Origin of the sequence: Pseudoalteromonas neustonica (assembly GCF_001653135.1) — a bacterium.
Taxonomy (GTDB): domain Bacteria; phylum Pseudomonadota; class Gammaproteobacteria; order Enterobacterales; family Alteromonadaceae; genus Pseudoalteromonas; species Pseudoalteromonas neustonica.
This window is the reverse complement of record NZ_BDDS01000004.1, coordinates 325,437-346,012: the sequence shown is the minus strand read 5'-3', so window position 1 is coordinate 346,012 and position 20,576 is coordinate 325,437. Positions and strand designations below refer to the sequence as shown.

Here is a 20,576-nt window from a genome sequence, read left to right as displayed (position 1 = left end):
AGCAATTACCTATGCGATAAACCAGTTTGAGAAATTCAGGCGTTACCTCGATGATGGCAGGCTCAGTATTGATAATAACCGAGCAGAGCGAGCCATAAAACCGTTCGTAATAGGGCGGAAAAACTGGTTGTTCTCAAATACCTGCAATGGCGCGCATGCCAGCGCCATACTCTATAGCCTTGTTGAAACCGCAAAGGCAAATGATCTTGTAGTGCATGACTACATATCAACGTGCTTACAGCACCTTGCTGAGCAGCCCGGTGACCTTGAACCGCTATTACCTTGGAATATTAAGCAAGGCTAGGTGTCGTTAGCTATAAGCTTACAAAGCACACTAATTTAGTCTTGTATGTTTATGATAAAAAGCCAATAGACTTAATGTTAAAGCCATTATTCCAAGCTGGCATAAGCTGCGTAAAGCAGAGCGTACTTTTTTAATCAAATGGTTGCGCAATACCGAGAACGTTTAAGGCGTATTGGTAGCCTGAGCCGGTATGGCATACGTTGATTTAATTCTAATGATGCTCGCATTTTGAGGTCACTTGGCTATATTCGCTTTGATTACAAATTATATGTTGTAACTATGGCTTAATGATGTAAAGTTTTAGCTGTATTTGTTAAATTATGTTTGTTTGTAATGATGTGTAATATTAAGCATGCAATAGAGTTGTTAATATATCCATTGCAAATGAATAGATTGCCATTTCATTAATTTTAAAATATTTGTATTTAGCAGCAGTCTATTAATAATGATAATTTTATTAAAGATACGCTAATTGAAAAGGAATAAAAAGGACCCCCCATGCTTACTAATAAAAAAACGTTACTTGCTTTGTCTGTCGCTTCTGTTTTTGTTTTATCTGGTTGTAATGATAATGACAAAGATGTTGTTCCACCGGTTGTAGTGCCTCCTGTTGTTGTCGCGCCTGACGCGCCTACGGAGCTATCTGTTGTTGTTAATGCGAATGTTGTTGATTCAGTGACAAATGACGCAATTGCTGCCAAAGTTACTTTTTTTGAAAATGGTGTCGCTTCTGAAAATATAGTTGATGTTGATGGTAATGAACTAACATCTGTTGACTTGGCTGATGGTAGCTTAGCGTTTACAGTTAAAGATGATGCTAATATCAGTGAAGTTACAGTCAATGTTTCTGCTGATGATTACATTGGTAAAAGCTTTATTGTTGATTTAACGACTGCAGAAGGCGTGATGAGCGTAAATGCATTACTTGCCCTTGTTTCTGAGTCGGCTGATGGTATCTCTAATAAATCGGTAGTGTCTACTGTTGAAGCTGGTGGTACAACGTCAGCGGTAATTTCTGCTGCAACGGATCCTGGTAAATCAAGTGCATCAGCAAGCGTTCCTGCTGGCGTAATTTTATATGATGCGAGTGAACAACCAGTTTCAGGCGAAATCACGTTAAAAGTTAATGGCGCTGATTCATCTACTGGTGCAGCTTCATCAATCGTTCCTGCTGGTTTAAACGATGCAGATGCAACGTCAATTGTAAAATCAGTGGGTGTTGCAAATGTAACGATGGCTGATGGCACAGGCAAAAAAGTTAAAAAATTCTCAGACCCAATTACAGTATCAATGACTATTCCGGCGACGACCATGCTCAATGGTGAAGCTATTCAGCCGGGTGATATGCTAGGTCTTAAATCACACAATGAAGATACAGGTGTGTGGGCAAGTGAAACTAACAAAGTAGAAGTGGGTGCTTTAAACGCACAGACAAATACTTACACTGGTACTTTTAAAACAACGCATTTAACCTTTTTCGCCTCAACTGTAAGTGCTCCTATTTGTACTGACGGTATTGCAGTAAACTTAAGTGGTGATGCAGTGCCTGCATCAGGTTTGTATGTATCTATGAGCTCATCAGATGCAAGTGCCACAAGCTATTTAAGAGCCAATGCGGCGAGTAATGTTATTGTTTCACCATTAAATACAAAGCGCTTTGGCATTTCAGCAAATGCTAAAGCAACTGTAAAAGTATTTGATGTTAACGGAACACCTTGGTTTACTTCAGATGGCGAAGTTAATGTGTGTGGTGCCGCTGCAGTGGTACTGGCAAACCCAGCTACGTTAGTAAATGAAGACTTTGCAGTGACGGCTGCGTGCGCGAATGACACAACTAAAACGGTTGATATGAGTAATGCTGTTGTTAGTTATAGCTTAGCTGGTAAGGCTAAAACACTGGCTTCTGGTACTGCGGGCACATTCACACTTGCAGATTTAGTTGATGGCAGCACATACAATGTATTTGTTAATGCGCGTACTCCACTAGTTGGCGATACGACTAAAGCAACTACAACGATTACAGCCGATGGTACAGCTGAGTCTTTAGCACTTGAAGTGGTTTGTCAAACTACAACGGGTACTACTGGTTCAGGCAGCTAATACATTAATATAACTTTTAAAAGCCGCATTAATTGCGGCTTTTTAATGTCTGTCGTATATTAAAAATACGGGGCTAGTTAAAACGTACTTGTTTTATTTCTGATCTGTAATTTAGCTTAGTTATTATGCTTGTGTATTTTTTTGTTCTATTTCAATTATTTGTTTGTCTATTTGATCTGCTTCAAAAGTGAGTTGAGAATATGTGCGTATATCACCTTTGCGTTGAGCTTCCATCGCTTCTTTTAACTTAATCGAAAGAAGTTTATTTAATTTTTTGGTTGGATCTTTCTTAAATAGTGAAAACATAAATTGCTCTGTTAGTCTTTTATGTACATATATACGCTTTAACATGCATATTGGTTTACATTATGCTCAAATAACAGAGTGCTTAAATACGTAGTATGTGTTTTAGTTTATCAGCACCTGCGCGGCTAGTACTGAGCTCTGATTTTTCTTCATCATTAATAATCACCATGAGCTTGCCATTAAACCAACGTTGAATTTCTTTAATATGATCGATATTAACGAGGTAACTGCGATGAATACGAATAAAGCTTTGTGATGATAGAGCTTGTTCTAACTGATCTAAGGTATCAGTTAAGTGATAAAATACCTCCCCATTCCAAGCTAAACTGTTTCCTTGTTCTGATTTTATAAATTTAATGTCTGCTGGTGATAAAAGAAATATTCTTTCGCCATTTTTACTGATCAATTTGTTGAGCTTATTTTCATTATGTGAAAATTGAGGCTGTACAGTTTGTTTATTTACATGCGCTACGGCGTGTTGTTGGTTCAGCTGGGCTTGTACTTTGGCGAGTGCTTTTTTCAATCGGGCAATAGGGAATGGCTTTAACAAATAATCTATTGAGGCATGTTCAAAAGCTGCAATTGCAAATTGATCGTACGCAGTCGTATAAATAATCATGGGTTGGTAGTTAAGTAAATCAACTAACTCTAAGTCATTGATTTCAGGCATTTGAATATCCAGTAATACAACGTCTGGGGTGAGTGAGTTGATCAGCGAAATAGCTTCTTTACCATTTGTAGCAACTCCAATCACGTCTATATTGTCCATTAAACTTAATTGATGGCTTAGCTTTTCACGTGCAGGGAGTTCATCATCTGCAAACACTAAGCGAATTTTTTCACTGTTTGCAGCGGGTGTGTGTTCGCTCATAATGTTATATCCAATGTGATTACTGCACCATTATTATTACTTAGCATGACTTTACTATTACTTAATTGTTGAATACGTTGCTGCATGTTTTTCATTCCAACACCTTTGCCATAACCTTGTTGTAATACGTGTTGGTTAAAGCCTTTGCCATTATCGCTAATAATAATTTTTATGCCGTTATCAGTTGTAGATATAGCAATGTTTAGGATTAGTTTGGTTTGTTGGGCATTATGCTTAACGGCATTTTCAATAATGGGCTGAATAAGGAGTGGGGGTATTTTTATATTTTTAAGCGGCGTGGGGATGTTGTAGTTTATCTGGAGTTTTTCACCAAACCGTGCTTTTTCAATATTTAAATATTTCTCAATAATAGCAAGTTCTTGTTGCAGTGGGATAAGTTGTTGCTCTGCGGTATCTAATGAGTAGCGCAAAATATCAGCTAGCTCGTGCAGTACTTCATCGGCTAAATCTGGGTTGGTATGAATATAAGCCGAAATAGTATTGAGACTGTTAAACATAAAGTGTGGATTTAGCTGATAGCGTAAGGTGGCTAATTGAGCTTGTTTGCGAGCGTGCTTTTCAGTTACCACCTTTTTTTTACTCTCTATATAAATCGTTGCAAGGTAAATGCCTGATCCCCAAAACAAGCCATTAAATATTACAAAAATTCCTAATGGTTGGTATTGGTCAAACAGGGTGGTTAACGTCAAGTCTGTGATGGTGTTACCTAGCGCCATAAATGAGGTTACAATTAACCATTCAAGTGCGAGCTTATTTATGTTTTTTGATCTTAAATAAAAAATTAAAATAGCCGCTGCCCAAACAGGTAACCAATAAAAGGTTACAAACCATACGAGTGCTGCAAGAGCAGTGTCGCCTGAAATAGGTGAGGAAGTTGCAATAGCAATACCTAATGCATAGGCGATATCAATGGCAAGTAATATAAAAAAGCTATATTTAAAAAAAGGCTGTTTAAACATTTTGGTCATTTTGTTTTTAAAGTTATATGGCAGTTTATACAAAACCAAAACAAAGGCTAATTTTGGTTTTAATAGTGTAAACTAGAGTTTAGGTTAAATGACTTTTAAAAGTACACGAGTTCTTTTATTTCAAGTGTGTTTTTTAAGATGTCGTCACTGGCACCGGGCATTTTTCGCCACATTAAGTTAAAACCAGAGAGTTTAGTTGCTGACCATTTCACTTGATTACCAAAGCCAAATTGCTTGAAGTCACTAAATGGGATCTCAAGGGTCTTCCAGTCATTGCTAGGCATTAAAAGCGCAGAAAAGTTATCCCAGTCTTTTACTTCACTATGATAAATAGACAGTGCAAATGGGGTGCTCGACCCTTTATAAGTCAAGCGGATACCTTTGAATGTAGATGCATCAACTAGTTGCGGGTATTTTATTTCAGCGCCCGCCCATGCACCAAAGTTAGTTGCCTTAGCAACTGCTGTGTTAATTGTTAAGCTTTGTTTTTCTGACTTTAGTTCAACGGATGATTGTCCGCCCATTACTTTGTCGCTTAATGCTTGCCATGGTGACTCTCCAATAAAGTCGTCTATCATTATGTGTGCTTTACGGCTTGTAATTGTTGGGTTACAGGCTGGGCCTTGTGGCTCTATGGTTTTATTTTCAGCTATTAATTTTGAACGATCGATTCTTTGTCCTGATTTAAATACCTCTGCAACGTTATGAAGCGATTTAAGATCTACGAGTGGGTTTTGTGCGAGCAATATAAAACTGGCTTCATATCCTGGTGCTAATTTACCAATATGGGCGCCTTGGTTTATTGCTTGAGCACCATTGAGCGTCGCCGCATTAATTATTTGGTCATTTGATAGCCCTGCTTTTTTGAGCGCATCTAGCTCATTGTGAAGCCCTGTGCCGTGTAATGTGTACGGATTACCCGCGTCTGATCCTGTGCCAATAACAACGCCTGCTTGATGGAGCTTTTTAATATTGGCGTAGGCCGTATTTCGAGCTTGCCATGCATTGTCTGTCCACTTAGACGGGGCTGGTACTTTTTCAAATAAACATTTTTGTAATTTAGCGGGCACTGTTCTTAGTAATTGGCTTTGTGAACTTACTCCATGGTTATGTTTTTCGTCACTGTGATTATGATACACAGCCAGTGTTGGTATATAAGTTACTCTGTGGTGCTTCATTAAGGTAATAAATTCTTCATCAATGGCTTCATTATTAATCCCATGAGCAAGTGCCGTAGCGCCTGCTTTGATAGCGCGTTTACCATCAAGTAACGTTGATACATGCACAAAATAAGGTAAATTAGCGGCTTTTGAACGTTTGCCAAGTTCAGTGAGTTGACTGTCAGTTAACGATTTTCCCATACCACCGAATGTTTCAATAACGGCTTTAGTAATATGTGGGTTAGTGGCTATATGCTTGTTCCATAATGTATCAATATCTTCATCTTTTGTAATTTCGTACACACTGCCACCAAATTGGGTGCCATGCCCGCCAGGATTGGTGAATAACGTACCAGCATAAAATAAGTTAGGCGTTACGTGTGTCGCTTTTAATTGTGCAGCTTCATCAAGGGTTTGCTTAAATGAAAACAAATCGACTATGTTTGTGACGCCTAAATAAAGATTTGAATTAAAATGCGACTTAACAGGCAAGTATTGAAACTCAGAGAAGTTGCTGCCTGACGAGCCCAAATGAACATGTAAATCAATTAGTCCTGGCAGTGCAAATTGGTTGTTAGCGTTTATAGTGGCATCTGCTTTTTGCTTAGTATCAGTTGCTTTAGTGATAGTAACTATTTTTCCGTTTTCTATATAAAGCGTGCTTGGGGGTGAAAAATTAGCAGTACTATTTTGATATAGACGAATATTATCTACACGTAAATCAATTGCGTGTGCATTAAACTGGCTCAATAAACTCAAGGTGATTGCTGTTTTAGTGATTACTTTCATTATTATATTCCTTATTAAACTGTGTACGGTGTAACGTGCTGTTGATAGGGAATGTAGGAGATTTTATTCGTGTGTTCAGCACCATTCGCGTGAACCGACATGATTTAAGGTTGAATCGACATAAACGAATAAATAACCCAAGGACTGGATAAAGAAACTATCAGTCGTTACTTTTTGAATGGCATGACTATTAATGAGACTAAACGTGAGTGTGAGTTTGATGTACTAAATTCTTTTAAGCCAATGTTAAGAGTATCATCACTTAGTTTTGCATAGGGCGTATAACTGCCAAATAGGCGATCCCACCACGTTACACTAAAACCAAAGTTACTGTTGGTTTCAGTCACAGTTTGGCTGTGGTGAATACGATGTAATTGCTGGGTAATAAGTACATACCGCAGTACACGTTCCACTTTATTTGGCAGGCTAATATTCGCGTGGTTAAATAATGCTAAGCCATTGAGGGCAATTTCAAATATTAATACCGCTAATGCTGGCACGCCTAATAGGACTACAATAATCAGTTTGATTATAATACTTAAAATAATCTCAAGCGGGTGAAAGCGCAGGCCTGTACTAGTATCAACATGAGGGTCTGCGTGGTGAACGCGGTGCAAGCGCCACAGCAGCGGCACTTTATGAAATAACCGATGTTGCCAATAAATAACGATATCGAGGAGCAGTAAACTCAAAACTACCGCCAGCCACAAAGGCAACATAAATTGATTAAATACACCAATAGTCTGTTGTTGACAATAAAGCGCGACGCTGGTTAAACCTATAGGAATGGTTAGTCGAGCTAGTACTGAAGCCAGTACGACTAGCGAAAAATTTGCAAACCAACGTTTACGTGCCGCCACAGGTGATGTGCGCGCAGGGCTAATTGCTTCTACTATCATCATAACTGTCAAAATAGTAAGGAAAGCGCCTAATCGCCACAGTGCTTCATTCGTCATTATTTATTTGCCTTAAAGTATGATAACCACCATGAATACGCGTAAAAATAGTGATACTGCCAAGTACTGCAAAACTATATGCAAGCAAGCTAAAGTGCTGCGGCCAAATACAAAACGCGACGAAAAATGCGATGGTTTCAGTGCCTTCAGTTAAGCCGTTTAAATAGTAAAAGCTTTTATATTTAAACTGAGGTTTAGCTAAGCTAAATTTTTCAGCGGCAATGGCAAAGGCTAAAAAGCTTGATCCTGTGCCAATAAAAACCAGCAATAATGCGGCTGCGGCAACAGCATTTTGTGCGGGATCGGCTAAAGCAAAACCTAGTACAATCGCGCCGTAGAATAAAAAGTCGAGGCAAATATCTAAAAACCCACCCGCTGATGAACTTTGCTGTTGATGACGCGCAAGTGCACCATCTAAACCATCAAACACGCGATTTAAAATGATCACCACTAAAGCGCCATAATAAAATTCAAACGCGAGTAATGGTAAGGCAAGCATACCAATAATAAAGCCAATAACAGTGAGCTTATCGGCATTGAGGCCACACTTATCCAGTATTATAACCACAGGTTTTAAAAGTGGTTTTATAACAGGTGTAATAAATTTATCTAACATGTTGTTTCCTGAATATGTGCGCTGAGAGTAATTACTTTCCCCCCAGCAGCATGTGCATCGCTGTCATCATGGGTGACCATTACTGCGGGAAGTTGGCGTTGACGAATTTGCTCAAATACCAGCTCGCGGGTATCTTTTCGCAGTGTTGCATCAAGTTTACTAAACGGTTCATCAAGTAAAATTGCTTTTGGCTCGCTCAGTAATACACGTAAAAGCGCAACCCTTGCTTGTTGCCCGCCTGATAAACTATGTGGGTGGCGTGCTGCCATGCCCTCTAATCCTAGTTGTGTTAGCGAGTCGTTGATTTTTTCTATACGCTGCTTTTTATTCCCTTTAGGCATCGCAAAGGCAATGTTATCAGCTACATTTAAGTGCGGAAATAATAAAGGATCTTGATACAGTAACCCCACATGACGTTGATGGCTGGCTAACTGAGTAATGTTTTGTTCGTTTAAAAGCAAGGTCCCCTGTGCGCTAAAACCATGTGGCAGCATGCCAGTTAACCAATTTAGTAACGTTGATTTACCACTGCCTGATGGACCCATAATACTGAGAACTTCACCGCCTTTAATGCGTTCATTTAAGGAGATAAGTTGCGTTTTTTCTCGCCAAATAGTGAGGTTTTTTATATTAAGTGACGAATGCATATTAGGCCTTAGATTGTTGTTTTAAGGTTGGGTGTTGAAGTTTATGCGGGGATGCAGTTTGTTTTGCAAAAACGAGCTTAGGGATAAACCAAGCTAGAAAAAACGCAATAGCAGGTAATAACATTTGCATTAATGCGTAAACGGCACTCACTCGACGACTTGCACCACCTGCAAGGGCGACGGCTTCGGTGGTAATGGTGTTAATACGCCCGCCGCCGCTGAGTAACGTGGGTAAATATTGACTAAAACTAACCGCTAAGCCAAGTGCGAATGCAATCAGGATAGGCGCTAATAATTGTGGTAGTTTTACCCGTAAAAACACCTTGCTGGGTGTGGCTCCTAGGCTTGCCGCAAGGTGAGAAAAACGAGGGTCTAAACGTCGGTAACTACTTGCTAATGATAAAAACACATAGGGCAGTACAAATAATAAATGCCCAAATATCACATTAAAATACGCATGATGGCTACCAACTTGCTCCTGCAACCAGACTAAGCCGAATAAAAACGCAATGCTTGGGATCAGCATAGGCAAGTAAATCAGTAAACTGGCAAAATTGGATAAATTGCGCGTACGCAATTGTTCTGCCTCTAAGGTAAATAAGGTCAAAATAACAGCCACTAAGGTAGCAACAAACCCGATAACAACCGTGTTAAGTAAAGGTGTTTGCATTTGTTGTAAAGCATGCTGCCAATGCAGTAACACAAATTGTGATGGCAACGCATCAGGAAAACGCCAATACCCCGCAAATGACCATAGAATGAGCCCCGCTAATGAGAGCATAATTATACTGAGCAAAATAAACGTTAATACCTGAGTAAAACGCTGAATAAGTTGCCCAGCATATTCGCGTCTGCCGTTGATTAAGCTGCCATGGCTAAACTTTTTTGTGAGCTTTTCAAGTAGCCACCAGCTGAGTAACAAGCCCATGGTCAACAGTAATTGCATGATTGCTCCCGCAGAGGCTTGAATGCGCAAGGTTAAATCAACATCGTTAAACCAGTGCATAATAGCAACCGCGAGTGTAGGAGGCGCATTTGGACCAAGGATCAGCGGTATTTCAACACTGGCACTGGCATAAGCAAGTACGGCTAAAATTGGTAAGCGTAAAAATGGGTATAGGTTAGGTAATACTACTTTAAAGAAAGCGGTCATTGGGCAATAACCTAAACTCAAAGCGACTTTATGTTGGGCTCGTAGTTTTGCACCTAAATCGGCTTGGGCAAGGGCACCTAGCGCCATCAGTAATAAAAAAGGTAGCTCTTTTAACGTTAAGCCTAGCACCATACTTATCCCCCATGAATCGTGTGGAAACATCCAGTCAGGTGGGCTGTCCCATTGACTAAGCCAAGGAGAAAATAAGCGCGAAATCATGCCTGATGGGGTGATCAAAAAGCTAATTGCAATTGCCGCGGCGGCATGGGGGATCACTAAAATAGGCCCCAATAAACGCTGGATACGATAAAGCCAAGGGCTATTAAAATAACAGGCTAAAATTAATACGGTAATAATAAATGCCAATAACGTGCTAACAAGACTGCTAATCGCACTCAGTAGCAGCATGTTTGCAAAACCAGCGGTATTAAATAGCGAATAAAAACCGCGAAGGGTAAACGTGGTTTTATCAAGTGCAGGGATATAGCCAAACGCGGGTAATAATACACCAATTAGTCCACCTACAACTGGGATCACTAATAGCGCCATTAATAGCGTGGGGGTTAATTTTATGCTCCGAGTAAATATATCACGCGCGTGTATCATTATTGCGCTCCATATCGTTCAAGCCATTGTTGCTCAATTACTTTTACCCAACTTGGGTGAGGCTCTGCAAGGGCTGGGCTATTATGGTTTGGCGCTAAACTGCTTGGGTGCGGGTTTGATAATTGGAATTGAGTTACTTGATCTGCAGCTAAAATAGATAAATCCAATACGGTATTATCACCCCAAGTAGTTGGGCGTTGCTTTTTAGCTTGTGCATTTACGCTGAGCATGAAATTAGCGACCAACTTAGCACTGTCTGTATGTGCTGCATTGTAAGGTATAGCAACAAAGTGAATATTACTGAGGCTACCATCACTCATAGCATAACTGCGAATGCTGGTGGGGAGATCAAAGCGGGTGACAGCAGCAGGGACTTCGGGCGCTGAGAATGTCATGGCAAGGCTCAATTCAGTATCACCCATTAAACGTCTAAGTGCGGTGCTGCTAGAGACAAAATGCTGGCCTGCACGCCATAAATTAGGGTGTAGTGTATCTAAAAACTGCCATAATTTAGGCAATAATAAAGCGCTGTTTTGCTTTGTAACAGGTTGATAAAGCTTCGCTTGTAGTGATGCTGGCGTTAAACTAATCAGTGCATACTTTAAAAAGCTTACGCCAATAAAATCAGGCGGTTTGGGATAAGTAAATCGACCTTTATGTTGTGTGCTCCAAGTAAGTAATTGCGTGAGAGTTTTAGGTGGCGAAGTTATTGCAACGCTGTCGTAGTAAAAAGTAAGTGCAGCTTGCCCCCACGGTGATTCCATGCCTTGAGTTGGTACGCCAAAGTCTAAACTCATCGCTGGGTTTTTTGTGGGATTAGTTAATGAAAAATTAGGTAATTTAGTGGCCCAATTAGGCGTTAGTAAACCGTGCTTTGCCATTGCCGCAAAATTTGCACCGTTGATCCAAATAAGATCGACTTTTCCTTCGCTGTGATTACCTGCTGATTTTTCAGCTAAAACGCGGCTTACAGCTTCACTGGTATCGGTGAGTTTGATATGGTGTAGATCAATATTATATTGCTGCTTAACTTGCTGTGCAAGCCACTGAATATAGGCATTTATTTGTGGGTCTCCACCCCAAGCATGAAAATATACACTGTGGTTTTGGCCGTTATCGAGCACAGTTTGCCAATTTTTTGCAGCGCTGTTTGATGAAAATATAAAACTAAGCATAGCAATAAAGACCAAGGCGTAGTGTTTAATACGCTTTGGTTGTAATAACAGATAATTACTGGTTGTCATTCAATGCCCAGTTGTAATCTAAAAATTTCACTTTCATGGTGTTACTTTTAAGTTTTGCTTGTTGACTTGGCGTTAAGTTTAGCGCATCTGGGTATAATAAGATAAATGCTTGTAATGATTGCGTATCACGAAAGCTATTTTCAAAATCATCTTGGTACCATTTAAAAATAGAAGATAAATAAAGCGTGTTATCTTTTACATAGTTACGGGTTATATCAGCTAAAAATCGCTGAGTTTGTTGCTCAAGTTGAGTATCAAGTTTAGCGGCAGTATACGCTTCTTCGCGCAGTGCCGGGCAGCCGATGCTGGCACAATTAACCGCAAAGTGGATGCGCGGTTCGTTGTATTTACCACTGCCACGAATAAGCGTATGTTCAATATTATCTAGGCTACGGGTTTCGCCTAATAATGGCACAAACTCTTTGCTCCACGGGGAACTAAAAAAACTCCCTAAGTCTTTAATTGATTTAATGTTTGGGTATTCAGTTAGAATCAATTCGACTGTCCATGCGTTGTATGCGTTGATCAAAAAAGCCAACTGCTGCGCATTATCCCATTGTTCAAATTGCGCCTGGGTAACATCGCTAAGGGTACTCAAGTAACCTTTTAGTTGTGCATGTTGCTTTTTAAATGCGCTGTAATCTACTGCTGTACTAACGCCGTGGTTAATCGATTTTACGTGGCTGCTGAGCAGTTGCTGCCAAGGCTGATGAAGTGAATCATCAGCTTTAGCATGCGTTATAAATAGCAGACTCGTTAATACAATAAAAAATAACGATTTCAAAATACTACCCTCGACGCCATGTATGGTATTTCTCTAGCCAATTAAGTACCGTTTGCGGTGCGTGGGCGCGTTTCCACTCTCCTGCGGCGTATTTGTTGCCCTCAGCCCAGGTTGGGTAGCTGTGAATAGTGCCTAAAATTTTATTAAGGCCTAAACCATGTTTCATCGCCAGTACAAACTCAGCAATTAAATCGCCAGCGTGCTCAGAGACCACAGTAACACCGAGAATTTTGTCTTTACCCTTTGGTGTGATCACTTTAATAAAGCCTTGCGTGGCACTGTCGGTAATTGCGCGGTCAAGCTCTTTAAATTCAAAGCGGGTGATTTCATAATCAATACCTTGGTCAATCGCATCTTGCTCGTTTATACCCACGCGGGCGACTTCAGGGTCAATAAAGGTAGTCCATGGGATCACGCGGTAGTCCACTTTAAACTTCTTCAAATTCCCAAATAAGCCGTTGACTGCGGCGTACCACCCTTGATGGGCGGCTACATGGGTAAATTGATACGGGCCGACAATATCGCCAGCCGCAAAAATATTAGGGTAAAGGGTTTCTAAGTACTCATTGGTCACGATAGTGCGGTTGGTTTCAATGCCTAATTCTTCAAGACCATAACCGCTTAAACGGGCGCTGCGGCCAACGGCACACAGTAGCTCATCGTATTCAATTTCGAGCTCTTGCTCAGCATGCTTAACAATAATGAATTTCTGCTCGCCGCGTTTTTCACAACGTAATGCTTGGTGATTAGTTAATACATTCACACCACTTGCTTTAAGGGCGTGTGTTGCAAACTCTGATACTTCGGTATCTTCTTTTATCATCACGCGATCAGCCATTTCGATTTGTGTTACTGATGAGCCTAATCGTGCAAAGCTTTGCGCAAGCTCGGAGCCAATAGGCCCGCCGCCTAACACCACGAGTTTTTTAGGTGCTTCATCAAGCTCGGCAAATTTGCTCCATAACGTATCGCTTGTGACATAACCTGCATCTTCAATGCCTGGCAGTGGCGGCACAAATGGGCGTGCGCCTGTGGCGATTACAATGGTGCGAGCAGTAAGAGTTTGTGTGCCACCATTGTTGAGTTTAATCTCAACGGTCCAAGGGTCAGTAATTTTTGCGTAGCCTTTAAGTACTTCTACCCCTAAATTTGTGTAACGCTCAACACTGTCGTGTGGGGCAATATCAGCAATCACTTGATGCACACGTGCCATGACTTTTTTAAACGAAAACTGCGGTGTGCTGTTTTCTAGGCCGTACTTATCGGCGTGCTTAATTTGCTCCGCGATTTTGGCACTTTTGATAATTGCTTTACTGGGTACACAGCCGTAATTTAAGCAATCACCGCCCATTTCGCCCGCTTCAATTAAGGTCACTTTAGCTTTAACAGCAGCGGCAATGTAACTTGTAACTAAGCCACCAGCACCACCACCAATAACTATCATGTTACGGTCAAATTGTTTAGGTTTAGTATAGTTTTTATAAACACGGCGCTTTTTAATCGTGTTGAGGATTGCTTTCGCTATTAATGGGAATATGCCAAGCAACACAAACGATAAGATCAAGTTAAGCGATAAAATGCCCGATAAGCTGTCAATTTGCGCCAGTTGAGTGCCTGCATTAACAAACACAAAAGTACCGGCCAGCATACCAATTTGGCTTACCCAATAAAAAGTCCATGACTTGATTGACGTAACACCCATTAATAAGTTAATTAAAAAGAACGGAAACACAGGCACTAAACGTAAGGTAAATAAGTAAAAACTGCCTTCTTTTTCAACGCCAGCATCAATTGCGGCTAAACGCTCAGGAAAACGCTTTTTAATCGCATCACGTAATAAGTAACGCGATACTAAAAAGGCTAATGTGGCGCCAATGGTTGAGGCAAATGAGGCAACTAATAAGCCTTCAACTAAGCCAAATAAAGCACCTGCTGCAAGGGTTAAAATTGCCGCCCCTGGTAGCGATAGGGCTGTTACGACAACGTATAATAGAAAGAATCCACCAATGACTAATAAAGGGGATTGCTCTTTGTATTGGTTAAATTGATCCATTGATCCTTTTAACCCATCAAGAGTTAAAAGCTGATGTAAATCAAAGTGAAAAAACAGCCCAATGGTGAGCAAAGCAACAATAAGTAATGTAATTTTTTTAAACATAGGGTTCGCTCTTAAAAGCTGTGCTGAAATGTCAGCTTGGCATTAATTGGTAGCTCAGGAAATACTAAGGTCGAGCCAAAGTAACCGCCCTCAAACACGGGTCGCCAGTTGTCTTGATTTGTAACGTTGTTAATATCTAATCGCAGCTTTGTTTGATCAGTAAAGTCATAACTTGTATTTATATTTAATGTGTATTGATCACGAATATTAACGGTTGCTAAGAAATCAAGCGGGTAGCTTTTTGTATAAATACCACCAAAGCCAATTTGCCAATTGCTTAAGATAGACCAGCCTCCATTAATACTCACGGATTGCTCTGGAATGCCTTGTACTCGCTGCGTTGAAGGCGCAAATGCAGTAAAACTGGGTGCGCCAACACTTGTACCATTGATGATGTCTGGGCGTGAATTATCAAAGGCGTCGGCCACTTGACTTGAGTCTTGGCTACTCGCTGAATTATCATAGCGAGCATCAATATAGCTATAGCCTGCACTTAACCAATAAGGGGATGCATCATAAAATAACTGGGTTTCAAAACCTTGAGTGCGAATGCCAGTATTACTACCATCACGGTTTCGTAAACTACGACGCTGATTAAATACCGCACCGTCAATATACCATGGGCTATCCTCTGGCGCGTATTTTACACCCACTTCAAGCAATGTGTTGTCGGTTGCAAAGTTTTGCTCGCTAATTTTGTTATCACTGCCAAGCGTGTGACCACCTGCCATACTGTTTGACGTAGCTTGATTATAACTGCCGGCAATATAGCCTGTAGTGCTTGGGATAAATTTATAATTGATACTTGCCTGACCTGAATGCAGCGTTTCATAGATACTGTCTTGCGCGGCACTGTGTCCTTGTGGCGGGAGCGCATCTTTGGCTACTACATCATAATAATCTAGTCTATAGCCAATACTGGTGCGCAGTTTATTTGTCCATTGACTGTCGTGTTGAAATGCAACACCTGTTTGCCAGCTGGTTGAGTCAGTGGTGTCAGATAGTGAAAAATCACCATTGCCATCATTGTTTATATCGTATTGCGCACCAGGAGAGACAAAAACACCGGGGCGCAGTTCAACTAAACGTGCTTGCTGCTGTGCGGTTAAAGGAATGCGGCGATTTTCAAGTGGCCCAGTTAAATCAATCGGTAAATCGGCCTCAGTCGTAAATTGGCTATAGCCTTTTACTTTGTTATAACGTACATCAAATGCAAATACCGTTGTTTGTGAATCATTCCATTGATAACTCAGTTCGGTACGGTTTTGTGCTGTGTCTGCGCCATCAATAATTTCAACAAAGCTGTTTTTAGCGAGTGACTCGCGCTGTAAATGCTGAAAGTAAGTAATGTTTTTAAGCGTTGCTTGGTTGTTTAATTCACGTTTATAAATACTGTGAAATAAATACGTTGTGGCATTATTGATATTATCTGGATCGGTTAAAACTTGGTTTCTCGGGATCACAACTTGCCCCGTTGGTGACACAATAGCACCTGCACCAGGCACGTTACTGCCATTTGGCTGTACGCCTTGACCAGTAATATAAAGGCCATCATCAATTAATGCTTGAGTTGGCCTATTTATACCAGCGTTGTCGGTATAATCTACACTGTAAAGCTCAAAGTTGAGATCCCAGCTGCTTTTGTCATCTGGTAAAAAGCGCAGTGCAGCAAACAAACTATCACTTTCATATCCTGCGTAGTCGTAAAAGCTACCGTTATCGATATGTTCAGCACTGACTCTAAAGCCGCTCTGACCTTCAACAATAGGCGCACTGTAATCAACTAGCGCCCGATATTGATCCCAACGTCCTGCTGACAGCTGAACTTTACCTTGCTGCTGATCAGTGCTGGCTGTTTTTGAGCGTAAATTTACAAATCCCCCGTTACGCTGACTACTACCAAAAAGTACCGGTGGCGCACCTTTTACTACATCTATTTGTTCAATGGCATTAAATGAAACTGGGATCCCAAACCCATTATTCCCCGCTTGGCGGCGAACACCATCTTGAAATAATTCACCTAGTTGAGCGCGTAAAGTTGGCAAGCTTGGCGCGCCAAAGCCACTTGCAGAATAACTGTTTGGAGCCACTGCGAGCATGTCTTGTAGGGTCGTAATGTTAAGTTGTTCGATCATCGCACTCGAAATTGGTGTTACTGCACGTGCAATATCTGACAGCGCTAAATTATCACCAAACGGTCCATCAACGGTGCTATCTTTTGGTGAAAGACTATGAAGTTTCACCGCTTCACCAGATACTTGAATAACCTCAATAGGGTCATTAGTTTTTGCCAATGTTGAAAAGCTAAGGGAAATGCTAAGTGCTAAAAATGCGTATTTCAAAACTCTCTCGCTGTGGTTAAATATGTTATATACGATGGATTAGACCGTAAGGTTTTAAAAATACTTTCATTGATACTGATTAATTTAATTAGATACAGGATATTAGGGCGTGTTGACCTTTGTTGATTGAAATTCGTTCAATCTAGGGGCGGTTTAATCACGGCGCGAGGTTTGTAAACTAGCGGGCTCGATAACGGCTCCTGCGTTATTCTACTGGTTCACATCCATGTGAGAATAAGTAAAAACCGAGCAAAGCTTGTGCATCCTGCTCACGCCCCTTATCCACATCCGTGTCTGTCTCTTGATCACAAGTTAGTATCCTGCTGCAGCGTTTTTAATAGCTCAGTAGCTTCAACCATATCCATTAGCCTATTCCAGCCTAGCCTGTAAGGCTCATAAAAAAGTAAAAGTTATGCAATAAAACTTTAAAAAGACGGTCTTGTTAGATTCATTACTGAAATGACAACACTTAATTTAAGGAATTTAAATGTCTCACTCTTTCTCATCGGATTTAAAAAATCGCTTGCAATGGTCTCTTTTTTCATTACGTTTAGGCGTTTTTATTGTAATGCTTATGTGGACCTTGGATAAATTTGTAAATCCAGGGCACAGTGCACGTATATTTGAGCACTTTTATGGGATTAGCGGGTCAACTGATGTTGTCGCTTATATATTAGGGGCATTGCAATTGATTTTGGTTTTAGCTTTTATGGCCGGAATTAAAAAGCGTATTACTTATGGACTGATATTTTTAATGCATGGCGCATCAACACTTTCATCATACGGCCAATATATTGATGGTTTTAATAACTTACTATTCTTTGCTGCTTGGCCAATGTGGGCGGCATGTTTTGCGCTATATTTACTGCGTGATGAAGATGTAAAGTTTACAGTTAAATCATAATTTAACTGTAAACACAAAAGCCCAGCATTGCTGGGCTTTTTAACTTATAGCAATGCTGAATTAAAAGCTATAACTCATCGATACCCAAAAACTACGGGCTTTTTGAGTCGTATTATAATCAGACGTGCATTCATACTCGTCTTCTGTTGCTGCTAATAAGCAAGAGCGGCTAGATAAATCATCATCCAGTAAATTATTAATGCGTGCATTTATCGCTAGACTATCGTTTACTTTATAGGTAGCTGCTAAGTGATATAAATCATAGGCTTTGTAGTACAGCTTTTGTGTTTCAGGTCCTTGTGGGCCAGATACATTAGCGGTGCCTCGATAACGATTACTGCGAATTTCTGAGATAAGCGACACACTCAGATCATCAAGTGGTTGCCATGCTAGTGTTAAGTTATACATATTTTTAGGCGTGTTAACTAAAGGAAGGCCTGTATCACGGCCACTTTTAACTTCACTGTCCGTGTATGTATAGTTACCACGCAGTGATAGGCTGTCAATGATCTTCCAATTTGCGGCTATCTCGATACCGCGTGTGGCAGATTCATCAACGTTAGCTGCTTGACTAAACGTGGTGCTACCAATACCCGCCCAGCCTTTGCCAATTTCTACACAAGGTTCGTCGGCAATGGCTATTTCACAGTTTGGTAATCTGTCTTGGCGAATTATTTTGTCATTAAAGTCATTGTAAAACACTGTGATATTACCGCTGAAACTATCCATACCATTAAAGTAAGCCGCTACTTCATAGTTAACGCTAGTTTCTGGCTGTAAATCAGGTGTGCCTACGAATGGAATAGTGCCTTGACCACCAAACCCAGTAATTCCTGGAAATAATTGGTTTGGCTCAGGGGTTTTATAGCCGGTACTGATACCGCCTTTAAATGTCCACTCATCAGCAGGTGAGTAAGCTAGATAAGCACGAGGGCTCACTTGCGAACCAAAAATGTTATGGTGATCGTAACGTGCACCTAACGTTGCGGTTAAGTTAGAGGTGATTTCCCAATTATCTTCAGCAAATACGGCCGTTTGACGATGATCTTGAGTTGTGCCTGCTTTATAAGCATCACCATACATACCAAATACGCCATCTTCCATTTCAGCATCAAAATATTGTGCGCCAATAACAAAGTAGTGATTATCAATGTTTGACTCAAACTTAGTATTAATAATGAGGTTATCAAGTTTTAGAGCACGTAATGGGCGCGGTAAAAAGGTTTCATCAAGTTGCGTGTAAATTTCATCTGTTAGCGTTGGTTTGTCAGTACCCTGATCTTGTACTGCTTTATCCCAAATAGCTTGAACGCCTAAGCGTTCTTGTACATTCAATGGTAATGAGCGGCCAAAATTTTCACTGCTGCTACGGGTAATACTGCTGGTTAAAGTGCCAGCATCGTAGCGGCCAACGTGCGCGAGAACAAACTGTTCACGTTCAACACGTTGGTAAGGTGTATAACCTACGCGAGGATGCACAATGCCTTTTCGTATACGCCATAAACTATTAGGGCTATCAAGCGTGCCAGTTTGCCCTTGAGTATTATCATAACGTTGCTTTGCAATGTCATACTCAAAAGTAATGTCATTTTGTTTATCAATTTGATAATTAACGCTAAGGCCTGCATTGAAGTTACGTGCAGCAACGACTTTTTTATCACCAAAACTGCCATCATCTACCCACATGCTACCATCTGGAAGTGGTAAATTTTCACTGTATGTAGGCTTACTTTCTTGGCGGTCATAAAAACTACCGCGAACGCCATAGGTTAGACCTTCCACACCAGTAGGGCCTGTAAGGTATAAATCGATCTTGTTATCATCGCCGTACTGATCATCAGTCTGAATATTGCTACTTACAGTAACGCTACCATGCGTGCTGTCGAGGTTTTTTCGTGTGATAATATTGATCACACCACCGATTGCATCTGCACCATATAAAGTAGACATAGGGCCACGTACAACTTCGATTCGGTCAATGGCTTCAAGAGGTGGCATATACATAAATTGGCTATTACCAAAATTATTTGGGCCAATATTCCCAACGTCACTTTGGCGACGGCCATCAATTAACACTAGGGTATAGCTGGCAGGCAAACCACGCATTGTAATACTAATATTGCCGTTTTTATCTTGTCCCGCACCTACATCAATACCTTCGATATCACGAAGTGCATCCGCAAGGCTAGTAAAAGGCTTATTTTGTAAATCTTCACGTGAAACAACCGAGACACTGGCTGGTGCATCAATTAATTTTTGCTCATAACCAGAAGCAGTAACAATCATTACTTCCATGTTTTCTGCTGTTACATCGTCTGCAAGTAATGTCGTCGATGTAAGTAATGTGCTGATCAGTGAGGCCAAGTAAAGCGGGCGGGATTTCATTGTACTTCCTTTAATAATGATAACTAAATCGTTAGTGTAACTTTTGCGGGTATGATAATGATTATCAGCATCATTATCAATTGAAATGTGAAGTATTTACTTTAAAAGACCTTATTCGTCAAAATTAATGGTAGTAAAGTGATTTATGAGAAAAGATTGTATTAAAATGGAACAACTTGAGTGATGTGGGATCAACTTCATCACTAGATTACTACTCACATGTTTAAAATTTTTGGGGTCGCAATCAGTTTGCGACGCAATA

At 40.6% G+C, this 20,576-nt stretch carries 16 protein-coding genes; 3 read left to right on the top strand and 13 right to left on the bottom strand.

The features are described 5' to 3' along the window. On the top strand, positions 1-304 hold a 304-nt coding region (locus A7967_RS08815), incomplete at its 5' end, for an IS66 family transposase (RefSeq protein WP_157756408.1). 498 nt (positions 305-802) lie between these two features. Further along, entirely contained in the window at positions 803-2,404 is a 1,602-nt protein-coding gene (locus A7967_RS08810; protein WP_054206729.1) for a hypothetical protein, read from the top strand. A gap of 123 nt (positions 2,405-2,527) precedes the next feature. On the opposite strand, the gene A7967_RS08805 is transcribed toward A7967_RS08810, so the two are convergent. The 12 genes from A7967_RS08805 to A7967_RS08750 form a co-directional block, all read right to left on the bottom strand. Next, a complete protein-coding gene (locus A7967_RS08805) occupies positions 2,528-2,710 on the bottom strand; it encodes a DUF6435 family protein (RefSeq protein WP_054206734.1) in 183 nt (60 codons plus the stop codon). Positions 2,711-2,792: 82 nt separating this feature from the next. Continuing rightward, the gene (locus A7967_RS08800) at positions 2,793-3,581 is read right to left on the bottom strand and encodes a LytR/AlgR family response regulator transcription factor (RefSeq protein WP_064435629.1); all 789 of its coding nucleotides are present in this window, start codon (positions 3,579-3,581) and stop codon (positions 2,793-2,795) included. Further along, complete coding sequence (locus tag A7967_RS08795) at positions 3,578-4,561, bottom strand: sensor histidine kinase (protein WP_054206727.1); 984 nt, start codon at positions 4,559-4,561, stop codon at positions 3,578-3,580. The genes A7967_RS08800 and A7967_RS08795 overlap by 4 nt, the downstream gene beginning before the upstream one ends. Positions 4,562-4,665: 104 nt before the next feature. Next, positions 4,666-6,519, bottom strand: a complete 1,854-nt coding sequence (locus A7967_RS08790; RefSeq protein WP_054206726.1) for a CIA30 family protein — start codon at positions 6,517-6,519, stop codon at positions 4,666-4,668. A gap of 167 nt (positions 6,520-6,686) precedes the next feature. Further along, on the bottom strand, positions 6,687-7,475 hold the full coding sequence (locus tag A7967_RS08785; RefSeq protein ID WP_054206725.1) for a sterol desaturase family protein: 789 nt from the start codon (positions 7,473-7,475) through the stop codon (positions 6,687-6,689). After that, positions 7,465-8,091 carry a CDP-alcohol phosphatidyltransferase family protein gene (locus A7967_RS08780; protein ID WP_054206724.1) on the bottom strand — a complete coding sequence of 209 codons (627 nt, stop codon included), beginning with the start codon at positions 8,089-8,091 and terminating at the stop codon, positions 7,465-7,467. Before A7967_RS08780 ends, A7967_RS08785 begins: the two co-directional genes overlap by 11 nt. Further along, on the bottom strand, positions 8,085-8,738 hold the full coding sequence (locus A7967_RS08775) for an ATP-binding cassette domain-containing protein (RefSeq protein ID WP_054206723.1): 654 nt from the start codon (positions 8,736-8,738) through the stop codon (positions 8,085-8,087). Before A7967_RS08775 ends, A7967_RS08780 begins: the two co-directional genes overlap by 7 nt. Position 8,739: 1 nt before the next feature. Next, positions 8,740-10,497 carry an ABC transporter permease gene (locus A7967_RS08770; RefSeq protein ID WP_054206722.1) on the bottom strand — a complete coding sequence of 586 codons (1,758 nt, stop codon included), beginning with the start codon at positions 10,495-10,497 and terminating at the stop codon, positions 8,740-8,742. Then, complete coding sequence (locus A7967_RS08765) at positions 10,497-11,672, bottom strand: ABC transporter substrate-binding protein (protein ID WP_054206733.1); 1,176 nt, start codon at positions 11,670-11,672, stop codon at positions 10,497-10,499. Before A7967_RS08765 ends, A7967_RS08770 begins: the two co-directional genes overlap by 1 nt. Positions 11,673-11,727: 55 nt before the next feature. Next, a complete protein-coding gene (locus A7967_RS08760; RefSeq protein WP_405629806.1) occupies positions 11,728-12,492 on the bottom strand; it encodes a DUF547 domain-containing protein in 765 nt (254 codons plus the stop codon). Positions 12,493-12,529: 37 nt separating this feature from the next. After that, complete coding sequence (locus A7967_RS08755) at positions 12,530-14,683, bottom strand: dihydrolipoyl dehydrogenase family protein (protein WP_054206720.1); 2,154 nt, start codon at positions 14,681-14,683, stop codon at positions 12,530-12,532. An 11-nt stretch (positions 14,684-14,694) separates the two neighbouring features. Further along, positions 14,695-17,025 (bottom strand): TonB-dependent receptor, encoded by a 2,331-nt coding sequence (locus A7967_RS08750; RefSeq protein WP_054206719.1) that lies wholly within the window; start codon positions 17,023-17,025, stop codon positions 14,695-14,697. 487 nt (positions 17,026-17,512) lie between these two features. Between A7967_RS08750 and A7967_RS08745 the strand changes: the two genes are divergently transcribed. Next, positions 17,513-17,929 (top strand): hypothetical protein, encoded by a 417-nt coding sequence (locus tag A7967_RS08745; RefSeq protein WP_054206718.1) that lies wholly within the window; start codon positions 17,513-17,515, stop codon positions 17,927-17,929. Between the two features lie 60 nt (positions 17,930-17,989). Here the strand turns inward: A7967_RS08745 and A7967_RS08740 are convergent, their stop codons facing one another. After that, entirely contained in the window at positions 17,990-20,314 is a 2,325-nt protein-coding gene (locus tag A7967_RS08740; RefSeq protein ID WP_054206717.1) for a TonB-dependent receptor domain-containing protein, read from the bottom strand. Positions 20,315-20,576: the final 262 nt, after the last annotated feature.